Genomic DNA, 26,843 nt, shown 5'->3' with positions numbered 1-26,843 from the left:
CTAACCCTGAATGCCCAATTCCTTGAGCAGCATGATGGCTTTCGTCCGGTCGTTCGTTCCGATTTTATGATAGACGATGCTGACGTAATTTTTGACGGTCCCTTCGCTCATGTACAGCTTTTTGGCGATTTCTTTGTTCGTGCGGCCTTCCAGCAGCAGTTGGATGACCATTTTTTCTTTCGAGGTGAAGCTGATACCCTCCCGTCTCAGCCTCCCGGCTTGCGGCGGTTTCTTCTGCGTTCCGCCCCACATGGAAAGTTGAGCCGCCAACTTGCCGGCAACGATGCCGGGCAGGATGAGCTGTCCCGCAAACGCGTCCCGGATGGATTGAATCAATTTATCCGCAGGCATGTCCTTGAGCAGGAAGCCTGCCGCCCCAAGCGACATGCTGTCGACGATGTAGTCATCGTCCGCGAAAGTGGTCAGCATCAAGACTTTCGTGCCCGGCGTTTCGGAGAGGATGATTTTCACCGCTTCGATTCCGTCCATCCGGGGCATCTGAACGTCCATCAGCACGAGATCCGGCTGCAGGCTCCGCACGAGGTCCAGCGCCTGTTCGCCGTTGTCGGCGACGCCGACGACCTGCAGATCCTCTTCCAGGTTGATGACCGTCTGCAACGCGTCTCTCATGAGAATTTGGTCGTCCGCGATGACGATGCGAATGGTGGACAAGCGGAATCATCCTTCTTTTTCCATAGTATGATTACTCTGATTATAAGGAGAGACGGGCTCGGTGGATAGATACCGCGCTTTTTTTGTGACAGCCGGCATGACCGTCTGCATGACCGCCCGCATGACCGGGGTCACTATTGGAATGACCGCAGACCGCCTAATATGTGGATGGTAAACCTAATCGAAGCGGAGGCACGGTTATTCCATGAACAAGTTCAAGAAAATCTCGGTATTGCTTGCGGCACTGACATTGCTCCACATGCTTGCTTTCTCGGCGGCTTATGCGGAGACGTCCGATTCGGATGCGGCGGGAGATCCTCCCGCGGTGGAGGATTCCGTCGGACAGGATGCGGATGAACCGGCTGAAGAGCCTGAGGATGAAACGCTGGAATATGACGAGATGGCGGTCAAGGTTTTGAAGCTGGAAGTCGTGAAAGGCAGCGGCGCCCTTCCGAACGACCATTTTAAAGCGACGATCTTGCTCCAGAACACCAGCCCTTACGATATCTCGAACCCGCATACGGCCCTGGACGTGTCGGATAAATCTTACAACACCGTAGCGGAAACGAAAGTCGCGTTCGCGGACGGACTGACCTTGAAGCCCGGCGAAAGCCGCATCCTGCCGTTCGAATTCGAGAGCATCGTGGATGTGGATGCCGGCCAAAGCACGAAAAATTTGCGCACCGAAATCACGGATTACATTTACGCCGAACGAGGCGACGCGAGCGATTTTGTTCCGGGTACTTACGTATTCGTCGGCAATAAACAGATCAAAGTGAAAGCCGCGGATCCCCAAGGGTACGTCTACCTGCCGGCCAAAAACATGCTGGAAGCCCTCGGTTATAAATTTACCTGGCAAGCCAAAACGTCCACTTTCACCGCCGTCAAAGGCAAGGTAAAAATCGAGCACAAAGTCGGGACTTCGATCGTGAAACTGAACGGAAAAGCCGTTAAGATCGACGCGGGAGATACGGCGAACGTCAATAAGGTTCCGATGATTTCCGCGGCGAAGCTTCCGGTATTCCATAAAGGCCTGATCGTGACGACGGCGGTCCACGACAACGTGAAAATTATCGCGATCGCCGACACGGCGGCCAATTAAGAGTTAAAGGAGGAGCGGGGAGTGAGCCGGAAAAAAATCGCCGTCATCGGCGCGGGAATGGCCGGATCTACGTTGGCTTACGCACTGGCGAATGACGGGTTCTGCGACGTCCAGGTGTTCGTTTCCAAGGATGCGGAGGAAATCCGGAAGGGAAGAATCCCTTCCACTCAGGTGCATTTCCATCCCGTGCTGGAAAGGGAACAGCGTTACGGTATGCCTGACTATGGCGAAGCGTACGGGATCGACGCCATCGAACTGCTCATGGGCGGTCAGAAAATGTTCAAGGGGCGCGCCGCCCGCCAATCCGTAACGCTGGATCAGCGGATCTATTTGTCCGCTTTGCTGGAAGGGCTCCCGGGCAAGGGGGTTCAAGTCCGGAAGGCGCGCCTCTCCCCGAACGATCTCCCGCGGTTGGCGGAAGAATTCGACCTGATCGTAGACGCCTCGGGGAAGATCGGTCCGCTCGGTCCGTTCCCCGTCAACCGGGGAATCTCCAATGCCCCGTCCTTCCCGCAAAGGGTATGCACAGCCGGCCTGTTTCACGGCATCGAGCCGGACGAAGGCCACAAAATGAGCTATCACATTTTGCCCGGCTTGGGAGAGATGTTCGAGCTGACGACGGTGACCGAACATGGTCCGGCACGTTCGTTATTGCTCGAGGCAGTTCCGGGAAGCGAACTGGACCGGATCAAAGGGGATAAGGGACCGATCACGTTCATACAAGAGATGAAGGAACTGCTGAAGGCTTTCTTCCCGAGTATTTACGAACGGGTCGACGAGGAACGGTTCCGCTTGGTGGACGATCAGGCGTATACGAGATTGGCGATTCAGCCGCGGTTTCACTTGCCGTATACGTCGGTGAACGGCACATTGGTGCTGGGCTGCGGAGACAGCGTCGCCTTGAACGATCCGATCACGGGTCAAGGCGCCAATCTCGCTTCCTTCTGCGCGGAGGCGCTGTTCGACACGCTGAAGGAGTTCGCGGATCGCGAATGGAACGTGTTCCTGGCGGAAAGGTACTGGGACCGGATCCGGGAAATGGTCGTCAAAGTGAGCGAATGGACGAACGCGATGATGGGGCCGCCTTCCGACTCGTTCGCGGACCTTTTGGTGAGGGCTTCGCAAAGCCAGGAAACCGCGGATGAGCTGGTCAACCTGTTCTTGAATCCCATCCAAGCGCACGAAGCGTTTTTCGGCATCTCCAGAACGGAGCTGCTCCGCAATATTTGAAGTTTCCGCCGCGCGAAAGCGGCCCTCTCACTGGAGAAGGGCCGTTTTTTTATAGGTTAAACGCGGGAGAAGGTGTGAAATAGCGCGGGTTGCGCGCTATTTCAGTTGACGCAAGTTATCCGGCGTGGTAACTTATGGGGTAGTTATTTAAAGTCTTTTAATAAGTGTTGTGAAAAGAGGTGGCGATCATCGGGAGCCAGCCTATTGGAGGCAATACCTCGCTCATCCGCGAGGTTAATCGGAACTTGGTCAGGCACGCGTTGAAGGCGCAAGGCACGGCGACGAAAAAGCAGCTTTCCGAAGCGACAGGCCTGAGCCTTGTTACCGTGGGCACTGTGCTGCAGGAGTTGATCTCCTCCGGCGAAGTGCGAGAGACGGAACCGGTCTCTTCGAACGGAGGAAGGCCCGCGCTAAAGTACGCGTATAACGAACGCCATGCCCTCGTTCTGATTCTGTTTCCGGTCGAGCGTGGAGGCCGCTTGTTCATTCATCGCGCCGTGGCCGACCTCGCCGGCGAACGCCTGGAAGAGGCGGAAATTCCCGCGGATATCGTGGAGCTCGCCTTATTCCAGCGGCTGATCGACGAATCGATGGCCGCGTACCGGCAAATAAGAGCGATCGGAATCGGACTTCCCGGCGCGGAGTATGAGGGAGAGTTGATCGTCTCCGATTATGAAAATCTGAAAGATAAGGCCATCTTGGAGCATCTCGGAAGTCGGTACCGATTGCCGGTCGTCATCGAGAACGACGTGAACGCGGCGGCCGTCGGCTTCTGGCTGGCGCGGCCGTCCCACCCGGATACGACCGGTGTCTACTTGTATTTTCCCGACCGGTTTCCGCCGGGCGCCGGTATCTTCATCGACGGCAAGCTTTACCGGGGAAAGCGCGGCTTTGCGGGTGAAGTCGCGAATATCCCGCTGGGCATCCCCTGGGGGGACACGGCGCTGGCCGCTTCCGAGGAGCGGCTTTGCGAGGCGCTCGCAAAGCTGGCGATCTCGGTGATCAGCGTACTGAACCCCGATTCCGTGGTGCTTTGCGGAAGCTTCATCACGGCCGATCATATCCAAACCGTCAAGGCGCTTTGCGCAGACCGCCTGCCGAAAGCCGTGCTTCCGGAGATCGTTCTCAGCGATACGTTCGAGGAGGACTACGCGAGGGGCATGGTCGTACAGACGCTTAGCAAGCTGGAGCCGGATCTGCTCCTGACAAGACTCGAAAGGTAGGTCATCGATCAAGCATGGCGACTTTTTTTCTCATCATCATTTACATGGCATTCATCAGCTTGGGATTGCCGGACTCCCTGCTCGGCTCCGCATGGCCGGTCATGCAGGGACAGCTCGGCGCATCGATCGATACGGCCGGGGCGATCTCCATGGCCATCGCGGGATGCACGATTTTCTCCAGCTTGTTCAGCGGAGTCGTCATTCAGCGCTTCGGCACCGGTCTCGTGACGCTGGTCAGCGTTGCCTTGACCGCCGGCGCGCTGCTGGGCTTCTCCCATTCCCCTTCCGTCTTCTGGCTGATACTCTGCTCCATTCCGCTCGGCTTGGGTGCCGGCGCGGTCGACGCCGGCCTCAACAGCTACGTGGCGGCCCATTACAAAGCGCACCACATGAGCTGGCTCCACTGTTTTTGGGGCGTCGGCGCCACGCTCGGCCCTATTATCATGGCCCGGTACATCGACGCGGGCAATGCTTGGAGAGACGGATACCTCGCTATTTCGGGGATCCAAGGCGCTTTGGTCCTGCTGTTGTTCCTGACGCTGCCGTTATGGAGAAAGGTACACGCGACAGCCGGTCATCCGGTTGAAAATGAACGGGTTCCCGCCCAGGAAGCGGGTGGAGCGGAAAGCCCCGTCAAGCGGAAAGGGCTGAAATGGTCGCTGATGTCTTTCCTGTTCTACTGCGGGGCGGAAGCGACGGTCGGCTTGTGGGGCAGCAGTTACCTCGTTCATGTCAAGGATATGGATGCTGCCGCCGCTGCCCAGTGGGTTTCGCTGTATTACGCGGGGATCACGGTCGGCCGCTTCATCACCGGCTTTGTCACTTTTAAGGTCAGTAACAAGACGCTGATCCGGACGGGACAATGGTTCGCGGTGGCCGGGGCTTTGCTCGTCCTGCTGCCGCTGCCCGCTCCGTTGCTGTTGACCGGCTTCATCATGATCGGTCTCGGACTGGCACCGATTTTCCCTTGCATGCTGCATGAAACGCCGGTACGGTTCGGGCAGGAACGGTCCCAGAAAATCATGGGTTACCAAATGGCTCTCGCCTACACGGGAAGCACGCTGCTGCCTCCGCTTTTGGGCTGGCTGGCGGCGCAGACGACGATCGGTATCTTTCCGTTTTTCGTTGCCGGATATATTTTGTTCATGCTTGCCGCTTCCGAGCGAATCAACGCGATGATGGCAAGCTTCAGGAAAACGCTCCAACCGGAACGGGTTTCCGAGAAGGTTTCTTAAATCCATATAAAACGGAAGAACAAAGGCGATCTCTCCATAGCGGGAGGTCGCTTTTTAACATGTTCGAAAATTTTTTTAAATATTCGTTGACAGGAATATTCCTTAAGTGGTATATTTCAATTGTGAGTACGGCAACCAGCCGAGGAAGCGAAGTGAACCCGCCATGGATTACACCACGTTCAGCGCGCTGGCCGAACCGAACCGTTTACGCATCGTGGAACTACTGCTGGACGGCTCCCTGACGGTAGGAGAAATCGCCGAACGGACGGGGCTCCGCCAGCCCCAAGCCTCGAAGCATCTGAAGGTACTCCTGGAAGCCGGTCTCGTCGAAGTGCAAGCGGACGCGAACCGGCGGAACTACAAGCTTCGGCTGGATCCGTTCCAAGCGTTGGATGCCTGGCTGGAAACGTACCGCGGAGTCTGGGACGAACGGATCGACGCTTTGGACCGGTACTTGAAGAAGTTGAAAACGAAGGAAAACGATTCGCCGACACCCTGAAGGAGGAATTTAGAAATGACGGACAAAATGCTCATGAAAGCCGAAGGACGGGAACTGATTCTGGAACGCGTGTTTGACGCGCCGCGCAGGCTGGTGTTCGAAGCGTTCACGAAAGCCGAGCATCTTAAGCATTGGTGGGGCCCGCGCGGCTGGGAATTGACGGTATGCAACGTGGATTTCCGTCCGGGCGGCGTGTGGCATTATTGCATGAAGTGCATGGATGAGAAGCAAGGCAGCTTCTACGGCATGGAGTCCTGGGGTAAAGCGGTTTACGAGGAGATCACGGAAGGAGAGAGCTTCGTCTACGTCGACTGCTTCTCCGATGCCGAAGGAAACGTGAACACGTCGCTTCCTTCAACGCGCATCAAGTTGATCTTTGAAGAGCTGGACGGCAAAACGAAGGTCGTCAACCATGCGTTCTACGATTCCGAGGAAGCTCTCAAAACCGTGCTGGAAATGGGTATGGAGCAAGGCATCCGGGAGACTTGGGACCGCTTGGCCGAACACCTCCAAAGCGCGAATTAACCCTCGAAATACGCACGAATATGCTCGTTCAAAAGCGGACGTTGCCCTTGCTAAGGGCACGGCCGCTTTGCTTATTTTTGGAGATGAAAACGATTTATTAAATAAGAAATCGCTAATAATCCATAATTTCCTGAATGATCGTTGTATAATAGCGAGCAATGAGGCTGGAATGTTTTTCTTTAAACAAAGGAGATGAAGGACAATCAGATTGCTAACTAGAATTGCGGCAACGACCCTTGGATTATTCCTGGTGGCCGGCACGGGAGCGGCGTTAGCGAGCGAGGATCATGCATTATCCATTGAAGGCGTAAAGACGGAATTGACCCAGGATTTGATGAACGTAGGAGGTTGGTCTTACGTTCCCGTCCGGGAGTTCGCGGATAAGATGGGCTGGCAGCTCGACTATGACGCGGATACGGACGAAGTGACCGTTTCGAACGGTTTAGGAGACTCGCTGACTTTCAAAGTCGGATCCAAGAAGATCGAGTATAACGGAGGCGCGTACGAGCTGCCGAGCGCGGTGAAGTCCCAAGACGGAAGCGCCTATTTCCCGCTCCGTACGTTGGCCGAAGCGATGAACGCGAGAGTCGGCTGGCAGAAGGAAGAGGAATTGGCGCTCATCCAAACCGAGCAGCCTTACGTCGTCGTCGCGGGGGATACGTACTGGACCATCGCTGAAGCGAACGATACGACCGCAGACGCATTGAAGCTGCGCAATGGCGCGACGGGAGACGGCTTGACCGTGGGCCAGGAACTGAAGGTTGTCGTTCCCGAATTTTTGGAGCCGAAGCCGGTGAAAGCAGCCGCCGCGGACGAGACGGATGAAATAAACGCGGCCGATTTGGCGCTGCTCGCCAAGCTTGTCCAGGTGGAAGCCGGGAACGAGCCTTATGAAGGAAAGCTGGCCGTGGCGAACGTCGTGTTGAACCGCGTCCACAGCTCGAGCTTCCCGAATACGGTGAAAGGCGTCATTTACGCGCCTCATCAGTTTCCCCCGGCGGGCAACGGACTGCTGGCGAAAGCAACGGCGTCCAAAGACAGCATCAAGGCGGCCAAGGCCGCACTGTCCGGAGAGAACAACGTGCCGGGAGCCGTCTATTTCTTTAACGCGAAGCTGGAACCGAACAAGTTGAAAATGGTGACGGTCGTGAAAAAGATCGGCAGTCACGTTTTCGCGAAATAATCGATCCATAAAGCACAATCGAAGCGAATCGTTTCCTTTCGGGAAACGGTTCGCTTTTTCCGTTTTTTACGTCTAGAGACACGTACCCCCTCAAAGCCGCCTAACCATTCGAACCCTATAGTAAGCGCTACAATTTGGTTGAAAGGTAGGTTGGATCTCATGAAGAAACTCCATCTGGCCCTCGTATCCGCATTAGCCCTGTCGCTTGCGGGATCGGGGAGCGCGCTGGCGAAGCCGCCGGCGGAGAAACATCAGACGAACCACTCGAATAAAGGACAGGACAAGCGGCAAGGTAAAATTTCGGTCGAAACGGTGAAAAACGATGACGGAAACGAGGTCAAGTCTAACGGCATCAAGAAGACCGGGCTGGAAAACGCGCTGGATCACGTGAAGAACCCGACGGCCAGAGCCGCGATCCAACGGGCGATGGAACGGCAGAAAGCGAAGAAAGAAGACCAAGAAAAGCCCCAAACCGACCAGCAAATCGCAGCGGCGGACGCGGCCAAGCTTCAGATCGGTTTTGCGGCCGGAGATACGCTGAACTCGGTGACGCAGTCGCTCAATCTGCCGGCAACCGGTAAATACGGTTCCACGATCGTCTGGACTTCGAGCAATACCGCGGTGATTTCCAGCGACGGGAAGACGGTCGTCCGTCCGACGGACGCAGACGTGAAAATCGTGCTGACGGCCGTCGTCACGAAGAATGGGGTCAGCGTGACCAAAACGTTCGAGCTGACCGTAAAGGTAAAATTCACCGACGCTCAGATCGTCGCCGCCGATAAAGCCGCTCTCGCGATCGGATTTTCCGGACAAGACACGGTGACCTCGGTCACTTATGCGCTGTCGCTGCCTGCGACGGGTGCCCAAGGCTCCCATATCGCGTGGGTTTCCAGCGATCCCGGCATTATCTCCAATGACGGCAAAACGGTAAATCGCCCGTTGAACGGCCAGGGAGACGCCGTCGTCACCCTTACCGCGACGTTGTCGAGCAACGGCGTGACCGACACCAAAGCATTTACGTTGATCGTCAAACAACAGCTGACGGACGCGGAGAAAGCGGCAGCCGACAAGGCTGCGCTTCAATTCGGCTTTGGCGGAACGGATAACGCCAGCAGCGTGACCCTGAAGCTGTCGTTGCCGTCGCTCGGCCTGAACGGTTCCGTGATCTTGTGGTACAGCAGCAATCCGGAAACGGTGAAAAGCGACGGAACGGTCATTCGTCCGGCGGCTGGAACCGGAGACAAAACGGCGACGCTGACGGCTGTTCTGGTCAACAATGCGGCTTTCGATACGAAAGCTTTTACGGTTACCGTGAAGCAGCTTCCTTAATCATCGATGCGAATCGACCGACCGCTCCTTGAATGGAACGGTCGGTTTTTGCGTTTAAGTGGCCATCTATGCGGATAACCAGTCCCAACCTGATAGACCGCCGTATAATGGACCATGTCTTCGGGAAGGATGTGAGGCCCGTCGTGGCCGGCACGCGTTACGTGACCAGCAAGTTGAAAAAGAACGGAATCCTGCTGCAAAACAAGGAGATCCGTTCTCATATCCCGCCGACCAGGAGCTTCACGGTGAAGAGGTTTCAAACGATGCTGCGGAGATACGGCATGGTTTATTTAAAGCCCGTACACGGCCTTAAAGGGATCGGAATCATGAGAGCCGAAAAAACGGGCCGGGCTTATCGGCTAAGACAAGGCGTGACGGCCGTCCGCTTCCGCAGCTTCAGGGAGTTGCGTCATCATGTTGTTCGCCGGATACGCCGGAAGTCCTATCTGGTCCAGCGGGGGATATGGACACTCCGATCCGGAGGGAGGCCCTTCGATTTTCGGATCATGGTGCAGTTGAACGAGCGGAAAAAATGGGAAGTGACCGGCATCGTGGCGAGGGTGGCTCCGCCGAACCGGATCGTCACGAACAGAAGCCAAGGAGGCCAATGCCTTCCGGCCTCGCGGGTACTGCGTTCCTCGATGAGGAAACCCCAAGCCGCGCGGTACCAAGCGTTCTTGTTTTCGTTAAGCCGCAAGATCGGCAAGCAGTTCCGGAAAGGGTACCCGAGAGCTTGGCAGCTGGGGGTAGACGTTGCCGTCGGCAGAAACCGTAAAGCTTGGATCCTCGAGGTCAATACGAATCCGGCCGTCACGCCATTCGTCGTGCTCGGGAACCGGCGCATGTACAAACGGATGCTCCAACTGGTCCGCCTGCATACGAAAGGCACGAAACAAAAAATGGCTAAAACCGTGGAAGACGGTTAACGTGAAAAACTTATTTTTGGACGACAAACGTGTCGCGCCGGACGGTTACGTTCTCGTGAAATCGGTCAGGCAATGCATCGAGTATTTGGAAAGAAACGCGGTTGCTCGTCTGTCTCTGGATTATAACCTTGGAAAAAACAAACCGAAAGGCTACCGGGTCGCGCTCTATATGGTACGGCGTAAGAAGTTCCCCCCGCACATCACCATCCACAGCAACAGCCCGCGCGGAAGGATGAAGATGTACCGTTTATTGGCTCGCCACAAACCGAAAGGAGTCTCACTCGAGATTCGGCCGCTGCCGACGCCTTTGAAATAAAAAAAGCGATGTCACTGGACATTCGCTTTCGCGTCTTGCTCTTCTTTTTCTTCGTATGGCTCCCGGTCTTCATCGTAGTACATGGTTTAACACCTCCTGATTGTTAGTTTACAGCCGCATGGTTAACCAGGGATTAACCCAGTGTTCGTTTTTTTTAAGAATGCCTGTCGGATCGGGAGTCACGGTCCTGACAGGCGTTTTTTTGTTAAAATGACATATTAGCCATAAACACGGAATGCAATGGATCTGACAATTAATTTGGATTTCCCTCGACAGGTTACCGCTTTCAATGATAAATCATACATGTTATATTAAATATGGAATTAATACCGTAATCAATATAACTTACGTTGGAGGGAGTGATCCGTCTTATTCCGATTCATCATTCTTTAAAAACGAGGGATGCATAGTGAAGAGTCCGGTCAGAAGGCTATTCCTGGTCTTTTCGTTGCTGTTCGCTTCGATCGCGGGAGTCATGACCGCTTACGCCGTACCGTCCAACGTCTCGGGAAGTCCGGTGATACCGGGATGGTACGCGGATCCCGATCTTCAGGTTTTCAACGGCAAATATTATTTATACCCTACGAATTCAACCTCCTCGTACAACACGCAGTATCATGCCTATTCTTCCGACGACATGGTGAATTGGAAAGACGAAGGCGTGATGTTCGATTTCGGCTCGATCTCCTGGTGCAATACGCAAGCATGGGCGCCGGCCGTTACGGAGAAGAACGGCACGTACTACCTTTACTTCTCCGCGTGCGACGGGAAAATCGGGGTCGCGACTTCCTCCAGCCCCTCGGGACCGTTTACGGATGCCCTCGGGGGACCCTTGCTGAGCGACCCCCGCGTCTCGCCCTGCTATGCGGATATCGATCCCGCCGCCTTTATCGACTCGGACGGCCAGGCGTACCTCTATTTCGGAACGGAAAACCTATGCGTCCGCAAACTAAACCCCGATATGAAATCGTTCGCCGACACGGGCCCTACCCAATTGACGTTTAACCAGCCAGGATACAAAGAAGGCTCCTACATGATCAAGCGCAATAACGTCTATTACTTAAGTTGGTCGACAGGCGGCTGGGGGGATTGCACGTATAACGTCCACTACGGACGTTCGAATTCTCCTTATGGGCCTTTTACGGACGAAGGGGCGATTCTGACGACGAACGGAGTACAAACCCCCGTCGGATGCGGCCCTGGGCACCACGCTCTGTTCAAAGCGGGAAGCGACGATTGGTTCATCGCCTATCACAAGCATCCCGTAGGTTTTGTTCAGGGCGAGCATCGTTATGTCGCCATCGATAAACTGAATTTTAACTCGAACGGTACCATTCAGCCGGTGGCCATGACGGGAACGGGCGTGGAAGGAAGGTTAACGAACGACCAGCCGAGCTTGACCGGCTGGTGGAAGTTCAACGAGAGCGCGGGAACGGTCGCGTCCGATTCTTCGGCCAATGCCCGCCATGCAGCGATCAGCGGCCCCCTGTCATGGTCGCCATCCGGCAAAATCGACGGCGGCTTCAACTTTCAGGGCGCCACTTACGCTTCTGCGTCTTCCGCGCTAAACACAAGCGCCAGTTTTTCCGTATCCGCATGGGTGAAGCTGAACAACCCGAACGGCTACCAAACCTTCGTCAGTCAAGACGGAGCCAACGTCAGCGGCTTCTACTTGCAGTACAGCCAGGCATTCGGCAATAAATTCGCCTTTAGCCGGCTCGGCTCCGACTCCACGTCCGCTTCCGTGAGCAGGGCTTATTCGACGACGACGCCTGCCATCGGAGAGTGGTATCACCTCATCGGCGTTTACGACGGAGCGGCCAACCAGCTCAGGCTTTACGTCAACGGCCAATTGGAAGGGACGCAAGCCTACGCCGGCGGCTGGAGCGCGACGGGCCCGACGGTGATCGGAGCGGGTCTCTACAGTGGCCGCGCGGATTACGCGAACGCGGTTATCGATCAGGTTCGAACGTTTGCCTACGCCCTGTCGGACGGAATCGTGAAGAGAGAGTATTTGTATTCGCCCAATCTGAATCTCTACTGGAATTTCGACGAGGTTTCCGGCAATGCGCTTGACGTATCGGGGAGCGCGCAGCTGAACTTCGGCGACTCTGGCGTCTTGAACGGAGGGGCCGTGCGCACGGCGGGTAAAACGGGCAACGGCATCCTCTTTAACGGTACCGGCAGCTACGTCAGCAGCTCTTCGACGGACGTCGGCAAACGGTACAGCCTGGTCGATACCGCGACGGACTATTCGGTGTCCGCCTGGGTTAAACCGGGCAGCATCGGAGGCTGGCAGACGCTCGTAAGCGCCGATGGAGGCAACGTCAGCGGATTTTTCCTGCAGATGGGAGACGCGGGCAGCCTGGGCGGCAACAAATTCGCTTTCAGCGTCACGGATTCCGATTCGACTTCGTCCGCGACGACGCGCGCCGTTTCGACGACCGTCACCCAGGCCAACGTCTGGTACCATCTGGTCGGCGTGCACGACAGAACGAACGGACAACTCAAATTGTACGTAAACGGCAACTTGGAGGCGACGACCCCGATCTCCGCGGGCTGGGTCGCTCAGGGCAACGTGATCGTCGGAGCCGGCAAGTGGGGATCCCGGGCGGATTATTTCAACGGGACGATCGACGATGTCCGTATTTACGGCAAGGCATTAAACGCGGCGGAAGTGTCCAACTTGATCAACCCCCATTACGTGGATAATGGGCACTGACCTGAAAAAGCTGGAGCCTGAAATCGGCAAGGGCAGACGATTTGAACCATTAATAAGGAGGTTCATAGATGAATGCTCGTAAATCCCTATATGCCGCGTTAATAGGAACCGTTCTGCTGGCGGCCGTCAATTTCACGGCGGTGCCGGTCGCGTCCGCCGCAGGTGTCTCATGGCCTGCGGGGCAGGTTCTCCCTTCTTTCTCGACCCCCGCGGCTACGCTCGACGTCATGGACGTGACGACGGAATTCGCTTATCAGGCGGAAGGGCCCCAGGTGGGCCACAATACCGGTCACCTTGACGGGGACGGCTGGCTGGCCCAGACCGGAATCGACACGCCGAACGCCCATATGGTTTACGGACCATACGCAACCAACATACCCGTCGGCCAAAATACCGCTTTTTACGATATCAGCATCGACAACTTTACGGCCAACAACGCGGTGATGGTAACGGTTGACGTTCGGGACAATACGACCGGCGCCATCCTGGCGACCCGGGACATCACCCGCAACGAATGGGACCGGACATATGCCTATCAGAGATTCGAGCTGCCTTACAATAATGCCGTCGCCGGACATGCGCTCGAATTCCGGGTTTACTGGCGCGGGGGAGCTTACAACAAAGTAGGTGCCGTGGGAACGGTTCCGAAAACGAATCTGGACGACGCGCTCCTGTTCACGACTTTAAAAGGATTGGTCAACAAAACCACTCCCCGCATCGATAGCTACGATGACGCAGTAAGAGGGGCGGAAGGCAAATACGGCTGGCTGAACGTGCTTGGAATCGGCCATGCCGACGTGTCGGACAATTGGTCGCTGCTCACCAAGTACAGAAGCGAAATCAACGGAATCGTGGTTTACGATGACGCCGTGAAAGACACGATCAATTTGGCGACGACCATCGCGTCGTTGAACGGCGGGATCGTCGCTTCTCCCGCACAGGTGTCCAGGCTGACTTCCGCGCCCTACAATTTGCCGATCCTGAACGATTTGCGCGGACAATTCACCGGCAAAACGCAAGTGTATCAGTACTTATACAATAACTACTGGTCCCAGGTCACGCATAAGCTGTTGATCGGATTGAATCCGGATTTGAGAGGTTTCCTGCGGGATTACGCGACGGCCGTCGGAACCGCGGTCGTGTGGCTGGATCCGAGGGTCCCGGCCGAAGATACGATTTTGCGGCAGTTTCTTTCGGGCATGCCGTCGGGAAGCGGGATCTACATGGGGTGGTGGCCGGATGAAGGGACGGGCGTTTCGAGGGTGTCCGAATACGGCGTGTCCACCGTCGCCAGCGATTTCGCGTCCAACCTGACGGTTTTCGGGGGCACGTCGAGGACCGTCAACGTCAAGCCGGTCCCGAATAAACCGCCTCTGGAGAACAAAATCTACGTTTCATTGATTTTGAGCGACGGAGATAATCTCCAGTACCTGGAGCACAAATTCAAAAGTTTTTGGGATGCTCCGGGCAGAGGGCAAGTTCCGCTGGGATGGACGGTATCTCCGGCGATGCTCGACGCGATGCCGGGCATTCTGAATTACTTATACAACACGGCGACTCCGAACGACGCGCTCATCTCGGGACCGTCCGGCATCGGCTATACGTACCCGAATTATTGGGGCAACCAGGCGTATCTCGACAGCTTCGTCTCGCTCTCCAACGACTACTTAAAACGCGCGGGATTGAAAGTCGTGACGGTATGGAACCAAATCAACGGCGGCATCAATACCAACGTCGGGAACAGCTTCGCGAATAACGCGCCTTCCTTGCTGGGCCTAACCGCTCAGAACGCCGGAGGAAGCATCTCGTTGTACAATAACCTCCTTCCGAGCCAAGGGTTGAATGCGACGTATTGTTATTCCGAAGCCTCGATTATTTCCGAAATCGACAAAGCGATCTCCGGCTGGAACGGAACTTCGCCCCGGTTCGTTTCCATTCAGACCAATCCGTGGCAAGACGCGACTTACCAGAGTTTCATCAACGTGGTCAACCACTACGGCGGCAATTCCAACATCGTGTTCGTCCGACCGGATAATTACTTCCAATTGATGCGCGAAAGCTTGAACTTGCCCACGGATCCGTCTTCGATCATCGCGACGTACGAAGCCGAAAATACGAGCTACGCCACCTCGCCGTTTAACCATACGGTGGGACGGTCCTTCGACAATGGATGGACGGCGAACGTGGCGGACGACGCTCCCGGTTTCATGCTGTGGGGCCCTTATGTCACTTCGTTCCCGGCAGGGCAGCTTTCGACGACTTTCCGTATGAAGATCGACTCCATTGCGGGCAACAACGACAATGTCGTCACGCTGGACGTCAGGGATAATACGACCGGGCTAACGCTTGCCGCAGTCGACGTGTACCGAAACCAATTCAAAGCGAACAACACGTATCAGGACTTCAGTCTGACCTACAATAACGCCGCCGGCCACGCGCTTGAATTTAGGGCGTATTACCGGGATAACGCCATGATCAACATCGACAAAGTGACGACGACGACCCGTCTCGGCAAATACGAAGCGGAGGGTTCCGTCCTGGGCCATGCCGTCGGACGCGCGAGCGGGGACGGATGGCAGGCGAACGCTTCGCTCGACACGGCGGGGCATATGGTATACGGACCTTACGACCCCAATGTTCCGGTCGGCAATCGCAAGGTCACCTACAGGCTCAAAGTTGACAACAATACGCTGGATAACGCGGTCGTTGCGACGATCGACGTGTGGGATGCTACGGCGGGAGCCGTCGTCGCCCAGTCCAACATTACCCGTCAGCAGTTCACGTCGGCCAACCAGTATCAGGATTTCAATCTCACCTTTAACCAAACAACGCTCAATCATCGTCTGGAATTCAGGGTTTTCTTCCAAGACAATTCCGTCCTCACGGCGGATAGCATAACGATCAATTAAGGAGTGCTTGAAAGCTGCCGCGTGTTGCGGCAGTTTTCTTTTTGTTGGATATAAAATATAAATATAATATTGATTATAAACAATAGGCGTTATATAGTTATTTTGCGTGATGGCTTCGATTCAACGAAGAGGTGATGAGATGGCAAGTAAGGTCAAACCCTTGTTATCTTTATTTTTCATGACGCTCCTCATGGTTATGGCGGCAGTTCCCGCAGAAGCGGCGCATCCGAATCGTATCGGCAACCCGGTTATGCCCGGTTGGTATGCTGATCCTAGCGTCCGTGTGTTTGACGGCAAATACTATATTTATCCAACGAATTCTACATCCTCATACAATAGCCAATATCATGCTTACTCCTCGGACGATATGGTCCATTGGAAAGACGAAGGCGTCATCTTCGACTTCGCCAGTATCAGTTGGTGCGATACGCAGGCATGGGCGCCGGACGTCATTGAGAAAGACGGTACCTATTATCTCTATTTCTCGGCCTGCGACGGCAAAATCGGGGTGGCGACCGCGGCCAGTCCTACAGGTCCTTTCTCCGATGCGATCGGCGGGCCGCTGCTTAGCGATCCTCGCATTTGGCCGTGTTATGCAGATATTGACCCTGCTGTATTCATTGATACCGATGATCAGGCTTACCTCTATTACGGAACGGAATACTTATGCGTGCGCAAATTGAATCCCGATATGAAGTCTTTCGCGGATCCGGAACCGACGCAGCTGGTGCCTTATCGTACCGGATACCAAGAAGGCTCGTATATGATCAAGCGCAACGGCACCTATTATTTGAGTTGGTCTACCGGCGGTTGGACAGATTGCACCTATAACGTTCATTACGGAAGATCCGATTCGCCTTATGGTCCGTTCGAGGACGAGGGTGTCATCATTACGACGGATGGGATCCAGACGCCGCTTGGCTGCGGCCCCGGACACCACTCTTTATTCAAAGCGGGAGCCGATGATTGGTACATCGGGTATCACAAGCATCCTGTCGGTTATGTCCAAGGCGAGCAGCGGTATATGGCTATCGACAAATTGAATTTCAATCCGGACGGCACGATCAAGCCAGTTACAATGACGAATGGTGCGTTGGAAGGGAAATTGACAAACGGCCAATATAGCTTGACGGGCTGGTGGAAATTCGACGAATTGGACGGCGCTTCAGCGGCGGATGCTTCACCTGTCCCTCATCCCGGATCGATTAACGGGTCCGGTTCATGGAAGAATGGCAAAGAAGATGGGGCTTACAATTTCAAGGGAGGCGCTTTTGCGAGCGCTTCAACCGCCGTCCATACGAACGAAAGCTTTTCTGTGTCGGCGTGGGTGAAATTAAACACGCTTAAAGGCAATCAAACCTTCGTTAGCCAAGACGGCAAACATGTGAGTGGATTTTCCCTTCAATACAGCCAAAGTGCCGACAATAAATTTGCCTTCGGCATGCCTGGAGCGGACGATTCATCCGCTTCGGCGAACCGAGTGTATTCGAACACGATTGCGAAAACCGGGGAGTGGACTCATTTATTAGGTGTCTATGATAAAACGTTGCATCAACTGCGGCTTTACATTAACGGCAAGCTCGAAGGGATTCAAACGGCAGGTGCCGGTTGGGAGGCAGCGGGGGCAACCATTATCGGTGCGGGCCAATATTCCGATGCCCGAACCGATTTCGCGAACGCCGTCATCGATGAAGTAAGAACGTTTGCTTACCCCTTGTCGGACGGGATTGCGAAGCAGGAATATTTGGACTCGCCGAATTTGAATTTGTACTGGAACTTCGATGAAGATTCCGGCAACGCGAATGACGAGTCCGGCAGTACGGAGCTGAATTTTGGCGATTACGGCATCTTGAATGGCGGAGTGACGCGTTCGGCCGGAATAATCGGGAACGGGATCAGCTTGAACGGCATCGACGGTTTCGTCAGCAGTTCCTCGTCGAATTTGGATAAGAGGTATAGCTTGATCGACTCGGCAACGGACTTCACGGTATCGGCTTGGGTGAAGCTGAACAGTTTATCCGGAAGGCAGACGGTTGCCAGCGTGGATGGGAGCAACGTGAGCGGGTTCAACTTGCAGTTCGGCGACGAAACGGGCAAGAGGTTCGCCTTCAGCGTTACGGATTCCGACGAGATCGCTTCCGCAGTTACGCGTGCGGTGTCTACGACGGTGCCTCTATTGAACACCTGGTATCATCTCGTGGGCGTGCACGATAGGTCGAACGGTCAACTGAGGTTGTACGTGAACGGAAACTTGCAGGGAACGGCTGAGATTTCCACGGGATGGGTCGCAGCCGGCAATGTCGTAGTCGGAGCCGCCAAGCGGGGCGGCCGCACGGATTATTTCAACGGCACGATTGATGAGGTGGGATTGTATAACCGAGTGTTGTCGAATGAGGAAATCATCCGATTGGCAAGCGGGCCCGACACTTCGGCTTCGTCGAAAGCCTCTCTATTCTCGCTTGACGGAGATGGTCGGTTCGCGCAAATCGGCATCATCGCAGCTTTATTCATTGCTTTTGTCTGTATGGGGTTACTCCTTTATCAGAGGTATCGCAGCATTAAACATCGGAGAAGCCGGTAAGCGGTTTTCAAAGTAAGAGAACAAGAACGATATGGAGGAATAAGCTTGAAGAAAACAACCGCAACGGAAGATCATAATTGGGCTTCGTACGTGAATACGAATATCGGGACGTTGTCCTACAAAACCTGGTCCACGTCTCCAACCGTGCAGCTTCCTCACGGGATGATGGAGGTCGATCCTGTCACTACGCCGGGCATTGGAGACAAGTTCTTGGCGGACAAAATATTCGGGTTCTCCTTCGGTCCGGCTTCGGTAATGGTTTCCAAGGAGCCATTGTCCGAGCGGCGGGAAACGGCCGCCTCCGCATTTGACCATGATCAGGAGGAAACTCGGCCTTATGTGTATCGAGTCCTCTTGGAGGATTCTGACATCGAGGCTGAAATGACCGTGGGCCATCGAAGCGCATATTTCCGTTTTCACTCCAACGAAATTGCTTACGTAACGATAGATGGCGGAGAACATACGAAACTTCACCGCAATGATGGCCGCATCATTGAAGGTGAGCGTGCCGAGAAGGGATATGTTTCTTATTTTAGCGTGGAACTGAAAACGGCTGCCTCCTCCTTCGGCGTTGTCGACAAAAGCCACAGGATCTATTTGAACTGCGAGCCGCGGCAGGGGGAGCCCATCGAGCTGCAAGCAGGCATCTCCTACATCAGCCTGGAACAGGCCCGCGCCAACCGGCAACAAGAGTTGCCGGACTGGAACTTCGACGCTGCCGTCTCCCGGGCACACGAAGCCTGGAACCGCGCGCTTGCCTCGATCGAGGTCGAAGGAGGGACGGAGGAACAGCGGACGATCTTCTACACGGCGATGTACCGCACGCTTCAACGCATGCGGAAAATCACGGAGGATGGCCAATATTACAGCGGTTTCGACGGCAGAGTCCACGAGGCGGAGGGGCGGGATTTCTACACAAGCGATCAACTATGGGATACCTATCGCTGCGCCCGCCCTTTGCAAAGCATTATCGAGCCGCGTGTGTTCGAAGATATGGTGTACTCATTGGTAAGAGCATTCGAACAGGGCGGTTTGCTTCCGAAGTTTCCCTATCCGGGCGGAGATCATGCGGTGATGATCGGCCATCATGCCGCATCGCTCATTGCCGATGCCTGTTCGAAAGGATTGGATAATATCGATTTGGAGAAGGCCTATGAAGGAATGAAGAAGGACGCCACCGAGATGTCCTTGATTCCCTGGAGGACGGTGCCGGCTACGGAACTGGACCGCTTTTACCATGAACAAGGCTGGTTTCCGGCACTCCCCGTAAGGGAGGAAGCGAAGGTAGCGGATCCGGACGAATGGAGGAAAAAGCTCTGGGACCTCGTCATGGAGAAGATGCCCAATCAGATTACCTGGGTCCCCGATGTCGGCGTTGACGAATGGGTGCCTGAGGTTGATCCCTGGCACCGCCGGCAATCCGTATCCGTTACGTTAGAGAGAGCCTATGACGACTGGTGCGTCGCCCAAGTGGCCCTCAAGCTGGGACGGGAAGAGGAAGCCGATCGGCTCCTTCAACGCGCAGGCAACTATCGCCACCTGTTTCGCCCGGACCTGGGGTTGATGGCGCCCAGAACGGCGGAGGGGGAATGGGTCGAGCCGTTTGATCCGAAGCTGTCCGGCGGATTTGCCGGGGAGGGTTATTTTGCCGAAGTGAACAGCTGGATCTATACATTCCATGTGCAGCATGACGTGGAGGGATTAATCAGGCTTATGGGCGGGCGAGGGGCTTTCGTTCAAAAGCTCGACGAGTTGTTTACGGAGCAATACATTATGGAGAAACCGTGGTTTCTCGGTCAATTTCCCGATATGTCAGGGCTGATCGGGATGTATGCCCATGGGAATGAACCCAGCTTTCATATCCCGTACTTATACAATTATGCCGGAGCTCCCTGGAAAACGCAGCGGCGAATCCGCGATATTCAATGTCTGATGTATAACGCCGGGCCGGCTGGTCTGTGTGGAGACGATGATATCGGTTCGTTATCTTCTTGGTACGTATTCAGCGCTATGGGTTTCTATCCGGTGTGCCCCGGGCGGCCCGTCTATGATATCGGAAGCCCGCTTTTCGAGAAGACGACACTCCATGTCGGCGAGGGCAAGACATTCGTCATAGAAGCGCGCAATGTCTCAATAGCGAACAAATACATCCAATCCGCCGTCCTCAACGGCCGGCCGCATCAGCGCCCTTGGTTCTCGCATGCGGAATTGATAAGCGGCGGACATCTTGCGCTGGAGATGGGGCCGAGGCCGAACAAGTCATGGGGAAGCTCCCCGGAGGATGCCCCGCCATCGATGACTTCGCACGAAGCAGGAGGTTGAAGGTGGGGATTGAAATCGCAGAAAGGATCCGACCCCGATGATGGATAAGGCTTCCGTCTTCAAGCAATATTTTGCTTATTGGAACAACAACAAGTATTTTCTCAGCATCGCCTATAGGACTGCACCACGCCGAGTCGTGCTGCAATTCGTCCTCACGATTATGAATTATACCGTTAATTATTTGCATTCTATATTGTTTATAAGCTATGTGTTCAGCGCGATAGAGAACAATACGCCATATTCGCGAATTCTGATCTTTATTTCTGCTATGCTGTTGATCGTCTTTCTCTTGATGGCGGTTTCCGAATGGTTCGAGAACCGTTACAAGCCGGTGTGCGACCTTGCCATCTCTCAGGAATTGAATCGAATGCTATTCGCCAAAGCGGCAGATGTAGAGTTGGCCTGTTACGAGAACACCGAGTTCTACAATAAATACACACGCGCGGCGAAAGAAGCAGATCAGCGGATGGCCCTCGTCCTGGATAATCTTACAGAATTCGCGGGCGCGCTGGTTTCTTTTGTGCTGCTGTTGGTCACGGCAGCCCTGCTGGATCCGGTGGCCCTCGTATTCATGGTGATCCCGATCGCCACCAAATTCATGATTACCGTCCGGCGCAACCGTGCGACCTTCGAGCTGAATCAAGCGAATACTGCCCCCACCCGGGTTAAAAATTATGTGAATCGGGTGGCCTATCTGGAGAGCTATGCCAAAGAACTGCGGATGAGCGCGATCTTCTCCGTTCTGCTGGACCGTTACGATCGGGCGCTTGGCGTCATGCGCGCAAACTTCCTGGGAATCGGGAGGAAAGCAGCCAAATACCGGGCTCTCGATGATACATTCGGAATGGTTGCGCCTTTTCCATTATCCATCTTATACGCTGCCTACAGTGCTCTGATTATTCACAAAATCAAAATCGTTTCATTTGTCGTGTTGCTGAATACGATTAACAATTTATCCCGGGCTGTGGCCAATCTGTCGACTTTTTTTACGAATTTGCAGGAAAACAGCCTTTACATCGATAATCTCCGAGAGTTCCTTCAGTATGAACCGGCCATCGCTCAGGGTCAGCCGGGTCTGCGTTCGGACAACAAAAAGCCGAAGTTGGAGCTGATAAACGTAAGCTTCGCCTATTCGGCTGACGCCGAACCGATTCTGCGCAACATCAGCCTGACCGTGGAGCCAGGCGAGAAGATCGCTCTTGTCGGCCACAATGGCGCCGGGAAATCGACGCTGATTAAGCTGATCATGCGGTTATATGATCCGACGACCGGTGCCGTATGTGTGAATGGAAATGATGCCCGTGAATATGCAGTCGATGACTATCGGCAGCTATTCGGCACCGTCTTTCAGGATTGCAAGGTGATGGCGATGTCGCTCGCCGACAATCTATATATGCGCAGGGCTGCCGATAGTGAGCATGCACAGGCGCAGGAAGTGCTGGAGCGGGTCGGCGTCTATGCGAAAATTGCAAGTCTAGGCGGCTCTACGGCCTCTGTCTTAACCCGTGAATTCGATGAAGCGGGTCTTGTTCTCTCCGGAGGGGAGATCCAGAAAATCTCCATCGGCCGGCTCTTCACAGGCAACAGCCGAATCGCCATCCTGGATGAGCCATCGAGCGCCTTGGATCCGGTGGCGGAGTACAAGACGTTCGATCTGCTGTTGCGAGCCGCAGAAGACCGCAGCGTTCTGTTCATCTCTCATCGGCTCTCGTCCGCCTTATTGGCAGATCGGATTTATTTGCTGGAGCATGGCCGAATCGTCGAATGCGGCAGCCATCAGGAGCTTATGGCTCTGAACGGCAAGTACGCCGAGATGTTTCACAAGCAAGCAGAGAGCTACCAGGAGGAGGAGAGGACGATTGTCTAGGCAGGCAGGAGGAATTCGAAACAACATTTTCATGCTGCGCTACGTCTTCCGGACTGTTCCGCTCTATGCGTTCGTTCATCTTCTGATGCAGGCTTTATTCGGCTTTTTTGATGTGATGTGGGGCATCCTGCTGATGAAGTTCGTGATCGACGCGGTGATGTTAAAACAGTCGATTGTTCCGGTGCTGCTCGTGGCGGGAGGTTATTTGCTATATGGTTCGATCATCCAAACTGCTGCCGGCTACGTCTATGAGATCTTTGCACCCGTGCAGATTAACAAATTGAATAAAGCGATGCAGCAGGAAATGTATGAAAAGGCGATTCGAATGGATTATGCCTGCTATCACGATCCGGAGTTCCTCAATGACTTCGTGTGGGCAGCTTCGCAAACGGAAGGTAAGGCAGCAGACGTACTCGACCAAGTCGCGGCGATCCTCAAGAATGTCATCACCGTCTCCGGGATTGCCGGCACGCTGTTCGTCCTGAATCCGATTGCATTCGCATTCGTGGCCGTCAGCATCGTCGCGCGGTTCTTGATTTCTCTTGCCGTCAACAAGGTCGAGTTCAAGCGTGAATTGGAAACGAAGCCGCTCGAGCGCAAGAAAAACTATATCAGCCGTGTGTTCTACTTGCCCGACTATGCCAAGGAGATACGGACGAGCCGGATCGCCGCTCCGCTATTGGACGACTATCGGAAAACCAACGCTGCCATGCAAAGCGTGATTCACAAGTATTCGCCGCGTTTGATCGCGCTTAAACTCACCACCCGTTTCGGATTCCATGAATTCCTGCTCGACGGCGTTTTTTTCTCCATCGTGGCCTATCAAGCCATCGTTCTGCAGTCGATCACCTACGGAACGTTGGCCGCCGTCACCAATGGCGTATGGACGCTGGGATGGAGCTTCAACAACCTGATCGATGCCCTGGCGAAGTTCCAGAAAAACCATTACTATATTCGAAAGCTGCGAGGGTTCCTGGAATATGAACCGCAGATGAAGGATCCCGCGCTTCCGGCCGAAATGCCAATTGGTGTGCAGGAAATTACCCTTACGAATGTGAGCTTCACTTATGAAAATAATGATAAGCCGACGCTAGTAGGAATCAATCTGCGCATTCGTCCGAAGGAGAAAATCGCCATTGTCGGTTATAACGGCGCCGGCAAGTCAACGCTCATCAAGCTGCTGCTGCGGCTCTATGACCCGACGGAAGGGGAGATCGCGTACGGCTGCAGCAATATTAAAGACTACCGAGTCGAGGAATATCGCCATCTATTCGGCGTTGCTTTCCAGGACTTTCAGCTCTTCGCCGCGTCGCTCGCGGAGAATGTCTGGATGGACCGGGTGCCGGAGAAGGACGAGCAGTTGAAGGCGCGAATCGAGGAGGCGTTACGTAAAAGCGATTTCGCCGGTCGCTTGAACGAACTTGAGCAAGGGCTCGCGACGGAACTAACCCGTGAATTCTCCGAGGAAGGGCAGATTTTTTCGGGAGGCGAGGCACAGAAAATCGCGATCGCGAGGGCGTTTGCCAAGCCGTGCTCTGTACTCATCCTGGATGAGCCGTCAAGCGCCCTTGACCCCATCAGCGAGTACAACCTGAATAAGGCAATGCTCGAAGCGGCACAGGATCGAACCGTGATCTTCATCTCCCACCGATTGTCAACGACGCGGCTTGCCGATCGAATATACCTGATGGAAGAAGGACGGATCGTCGAATCAGGCAGCCACGACGAGCTCATGCGACTTGGCGGCAATTATGCCAGGTTGTTCGAACTGCAAGCCGGCCGCTACCGATCCGCATGATCGGCTAGCAAAGGCGGGTAAACCTCAAACAGCCCGAAGCTCGAATCGTTCTCGAGCCTCGGGCTGTTATGACTTTCAAATAAGCAGCGGAATCAAGGATTAGCGGGCAATCCGTTCGCTTCGCGAATCAGCGCAAAGTATTGATCCGCAAGCACGGCCTGGAAATCCGACCCGAGGGAGTTGTTCAGTTCCGCGATGTCTGTTGGATTCATGTTCCAGGCCAGTATGCCGAGAGAGACGAACAGCGGCGATTTGCCGTCCCAATTTGCTTTGGCTTCGTCCAGTACCCTCTTACCTTCCTGAATACTGCCGATGCCGCGGATCGTTGATACCGGCAAATCGCCGTCCACAATTTGGACTCCGTACCGGTCTTCCCAACTGAGGAACATGCCGATTGGGCGATACTCATCGTGGTAGGCGGCGGCCTTCGATTCGCTGAGAGGCACATTCTCGCCGCCGATCCGGTTCAGGACGTATGGGACAGTCATGCCGGTTTTCTTCATATAGTTCTTCGTCCGCTTGAGGAAATCCGGGAACGAGCTGTCCGGCCATACGTTCGGGTAGAAATAACCGGCTCCGGAAGGACCGGCGACGAGCTGATCGTTGTCCGTAGCGGTGCTGAGATAATAGTCCAATATGGCTGGCGCGCCGTCGTACAAGAGCGGGCTGGACGTCCAGTTGATCGGCACCTGGCCGCGGCCGGGGTCGTCCCACAGATTCCGCAGTCGGTGCTGGTTGTACTGGAAGTTGTCGCCTTCGCTGAACGTATACGTGACATAGATTTTGTTTTCCAGCTTTAGCTTCTTGACTGGTTTCGAATTGGCATTCTTTACTTGGGTGCCGCCAAAAACGGTCAAATTGCTGAACCAATCAGCTGCCAGTACATATACGCCGTGGCTGGACGTGACTTCGACTCCGCTGAACTCGCCCGAGACGTCATTGCTGAACCATCCAAGATAGGGCGTGCCGGGTTTAACGTCCGATAGAATGCGTTCGAACAGCGCCTTCTGCGGAGGATCGTTCGGATCAAGCCAGAACACCATCGCCTTGTTCGCGACGGCATAATCCCGCAGATAGCCGTAGGGCTCTTTGCGATTGGAGGAAACCGGCTGCACGTTGCTTGCGGAAACTTTGAACTGGTTCCACATCTCGACGGAGGCGGTCAACTGCTTCGTGCCCTCGGGGGGCGTAAATTGGTAAACGAAGTAGCGTCCGTTGTCCGCGAATCGGTGTCCGCCGCTCCCTGAGGACAGTTGGGAACCGTCGCTGTCGTACAGATAAGGCGCCTCTTCAGGCGTGCCTGGAACGAATTGCGCGATCGTCCGGCCGTCCGCCTTCACGGTCACTTCATGCACGGCAGGGCCCCAACCATCCTGTGTGAAGGCGTCTTCGAACCGAAGGAAGACGGACGATTTGCCAAGGAAATCGGTCAGGTCAAGGTCGTATACTTTGCGGTTTTTGGCATCGCGTTCTTGCGTCGGTTCTTGCGCGATCGTCTTGAATGACGAGAAATTGTCCGAAGGCAACCTGATGGCTGTGTCGGGGCTTAGGCCGATCAGCATTCGGTGCGTCGTCTGGCTCCATAAGTGCTCGTACTGCCAGGTGTAGGCGTCCAGTCGATCCTTGAACCGCCCCCGCAGGTCTTCGACAACCGGCAGATTATAGGGTGCGTCTGCCAACTGCTGTGCAAGCTCGGGGCCGACTGCAATGGCATCGTTCACTCCCGCAAGCGTCGTGGCCACATTGATGGAATCCGGGACATTCGGGTCGTAGACTACGACGCCTTTCACTTCGTTTTTGAACAACTTTACAAGGTCCCAATAGTTATCGTGAACGGTATACGGGACATCGAGATCTTCCAACCACTTATATTTGCCCTCTTCGATATGCTCGATCAAGTAGATGCGGGGCTCCTTACGATTGACGATCCCTTGCAATGTGGCCAACATCAGCTTGATATCCCCTGGCGCATCGTAAATATCGGCGACTTCAAGCTGCTTGGCTTTCTTGAAACTTGGAAGTTCCTGCTGACTGGACCAGGTAATCGAATTTTGCGGGTCAGGCGAAGAAGCCGTAGCGCCGGTTGTAAACGGTATGGAGCACAATAGGGCAAGACTGAAAGTCATAAGCTTCTTTCGAATCACGATGAACCACCTCATTTTTTTAAAAAATAATGGATGGAGTCGTCCTGGCGCCTGCTGACCGCTACACCTCCTGCCCTGGCGCGATAAAGCTTCGAGTAAACGGCCCTCTAGAGTTATATTTAATATATTGTACATAATAATTTCAATAGAATCGACAAAAACTCTTATAAAACGACTCTTTTTAAAGCAGAATAAGGCCAAAGACCCCTGATGTATAAACCAAAAAGACATAAATATATTGACTAATATGTCATTTGTAA

General features: G+C 54.5%; 18 protein-coding genes. 16 read left to right on the top strand and 2 right to left on the bottom strand.

Features of this window, described 5'->3' with window-relative positions; all coding sequences use genetic code 11:
- Positions 1 to 672: a response regulator transcription factor gene (locus EAV92_RS12695; RefSeq protein WP_123041435.1), complete on the bottom strand. Its 672-nt coding sequence runs from the start codon at positions 670 to 672 to the stop codon at positions 1 to 3.
- Positions 673 to 877: 205 nt separating this feature from the next.
- On the opposite strand from EAV92_RS12695, the gene EAV92_RS12690 reads away from it, so the two are divergent.
- From EAV92_RS12690 to EAV92_RS12615, 16 genes are all read left to right on the top strand, one after another.
- Entirely contained in the window at positions 878 to 1,774 is an 897-nt protein-coding gene (locus EAV92_RS12690) for a copper amine oxidase N-terminal domain-containing protein (RefSeq protein ID WP_123041434.1), read from the top strand.
- Positions 1,775 to 1,795: 21 nt separating this feature from the next.
- A complete protein-coding gene (locus EAV92_RS12685; protein ID WP_123041433.1) occupies positions 1,796 to 3,004 on the top strand; it encodes a styrene monooxygenase/indole monooxygenase family protein in 1,209 nt (402 codons plus the stop codon).
- 179 nt (positions 3,005 to 3,183) lie between these two features.
- Entirely contained in the window at positions 3,184 to 4,227 is a 1,044-nt protein-coding gene (locus EAV92_RS12680) for an ROK family protein (protein WP_241158260.1), read from the top strand.
- Positions 4,228 to 4,241: 14 nt separating this feature from the next.
- Complete coding sequence (locus EAV92_RS12675) at positions 4,242 to 5,462, top strand: MFS transporter (protein ID WP_123041432.1); 1,221 nt, start codon at positions 4,242 to 4,244, stop codon at positions 5,460 to 5,462.
- Positions 5,463 to 5,625: 163 nt separating this feature from the next.
- Complete coding sequence (locus tag EAV92_RS12670; protein WP_123041431.1) at positions 5,626 to 5,961, top strand: ArsR/SmtB family transcription factor; 336 nt, start codon at positions 5,626 to 5,628, stop codon at positions 5,959 to 5,961.
- 15 nt (positions 5,962 to 5,976) lie between these two features.
- A complete protein-coding gene (locus tag EAV92_RS12665; RefSeq protein ID WP_123041430.1) occupies positions 5,977 to 6,486 on the top strand; it encodes an SRPBCC domain-containing protein in 510 nt (169 codons plus the stop codon).
- 208 nt (positions 6,487 to 6,694) lie between these two features.
- On the top strand, positions 6,695 to 7,669 hold the full coding sequence (locus EAV92_RS12660; protein ID WP_164472758.1) for a cell wall hydrolase: 975 nt from the start codon (positions 6,695 to 6,697) through the stop codon (positions 7,667 to 7,669).
- 159 nt (positions 7,670 to 7,828) lie between these two features.
- On the top strand, positions 7,829 to 8,998 hold the full coding sequence (locus EAV92_RS12655; protein ID WP_123041428.1) for an immunoglobulin-like domain-containing protein: 1,170 nt from the start codon (positions 7,829 to 7,831) through the stop codon (positions 8,996 to 8,998).
- 143 nt (positions 8,999 to 9,141) lie between these two features.
- On the top strand, positions 9,142 to 9,924 hold the full coding sequence (locus EAV92_RS12650; protein WP_164472757.1) for a YheC/YheD family protein: 783 nt from the start codon (positions 9,142 to 9,144) through the stop codon (positions 9,922 to 9,924).
- A 1-nt stretch (position 9,925) separates the two neighbouring features.
- Entirely contained in the window at positions 9,926 to 10,240 is a 315-nt protein-coding gene (locus tag EAV92_RS12645; RefSeq protein ID WP_123041426.1) for a cyclic-phosphate processing receiver domain-containing protein, read from the top strand.
- A gap of 409 nt (positions 10,241 to 10,649) precedes the next feature.
- On the top strand, positions 10,650 to 12,962 hold the full coding sequence (locus EAV92_RS12640; RefSeq protein WP_164472756.1) for a LamG-like jellyroll fold domain-containing protein: 2,313 nt from the start codon (positions 10,650 to 10,652) through the stop codon (positions 12,960 to 12,962).
- Positions 12,963 to 13,030: 68 nt separating this feature from the next.
- Positions 13,031 to 15,871: a GxGYxYP domain-containing protein gene (locus EAV92_RS12635; protein ID WP_123041424.1), complete on the top strand. Its 2,841-nt coding sequence runs from the start codon at positions 13,031 to 13,033 to the stop codon at positions 15,869 to 15,871.
- Positions 15,872 to 15,980: 109 nt separating this feature from the next.
- On the top strand, positions 15,981 to 18,452 hold the full coding sequence (locus tag EAV92_RS12630; RefSeq protein WP_123041423.1) for a family 43 glycosylhydrolase: 2,472 nt from the start codon (positions 15,981 to 15,983) through the stop codon (positions 18,450 to 18,452).
- A gap of 45 nt (positions 18,453 to 18,497) precedes the next feature.
- Complete coding sequence (locus tag EAV92_RS12625) at positions 18,498 to 20,774, top strand: GH92 family glycosyl hydrolase (protein ID WP_123041422.1); 2,277 nt, start codon at positions 18,498 to 18,500, stop codon at positions 20,772 to 20,774.
- Positions 20,775 to 20,811: 37 nt separating this feature from the next.
- Positions 20,812 to 22,641 (top strand): ABC transporter ATP-binding protein, encoded by a 1,830-nt coding sequence (locus EAV92_RS12620; protein ID WP_123041421.1) that lies wholly within the window; start codon positions 20,812 to 20,814, stop codon positions 22,639 to 22,641.
- The gene (locus tag EAV92_RS12615) at positions 22,634 to 24,439 is read left to right on the top strand and encodes an ABC transporter ATP-binding protein (protein WP_164472754.1); all 1,806 of its coding nucleotides are present in this window, start codon (positions 22,634 to 22,636) and stop codon (positions 24,437 to 24,439) included. The genes EAV92_RS12620 and EAV92_RS12615 overlap by 8 nt, the downstream gene beginning before the upstream one ends.
- A 92-nt stretch (positions 24,440 to 24,531) precedes the next feature.
- Here the strand turns inward: EAV92_RS12615 and EAV92_RS12610 are convergent, their stop codons facing one another.
- Positions 24,532 to 26,583 carry a GxGYxYP domain-containing protein gene (locus EAV92_RS12610; RefSeq protein WP_241158259.1) on the bottom strand — a complete coding sequence of 684 codons (2,052 nt, stop codon included), beginning with the start codon at positions 26,581 to 26,583 and terminating at the stop codon, positions 24,532 to 24,534.
- Between the last annotated feature and the right edge of the window lie 260 nt (positions 26,584 to 26,843).

The organism is Cohnella candidum (genome assembly GCF_003713065.1).
Lineage (GTDB): Bacteria > Bacillota > Bacilli > Paenibacillales > Paenibacillaceae > Cohnella > Cohnella candidum.
Note: the sequence above shows the minus strand (reverse complement) of the source record. Positions and strands in the feature narration are given on the sequence as shown.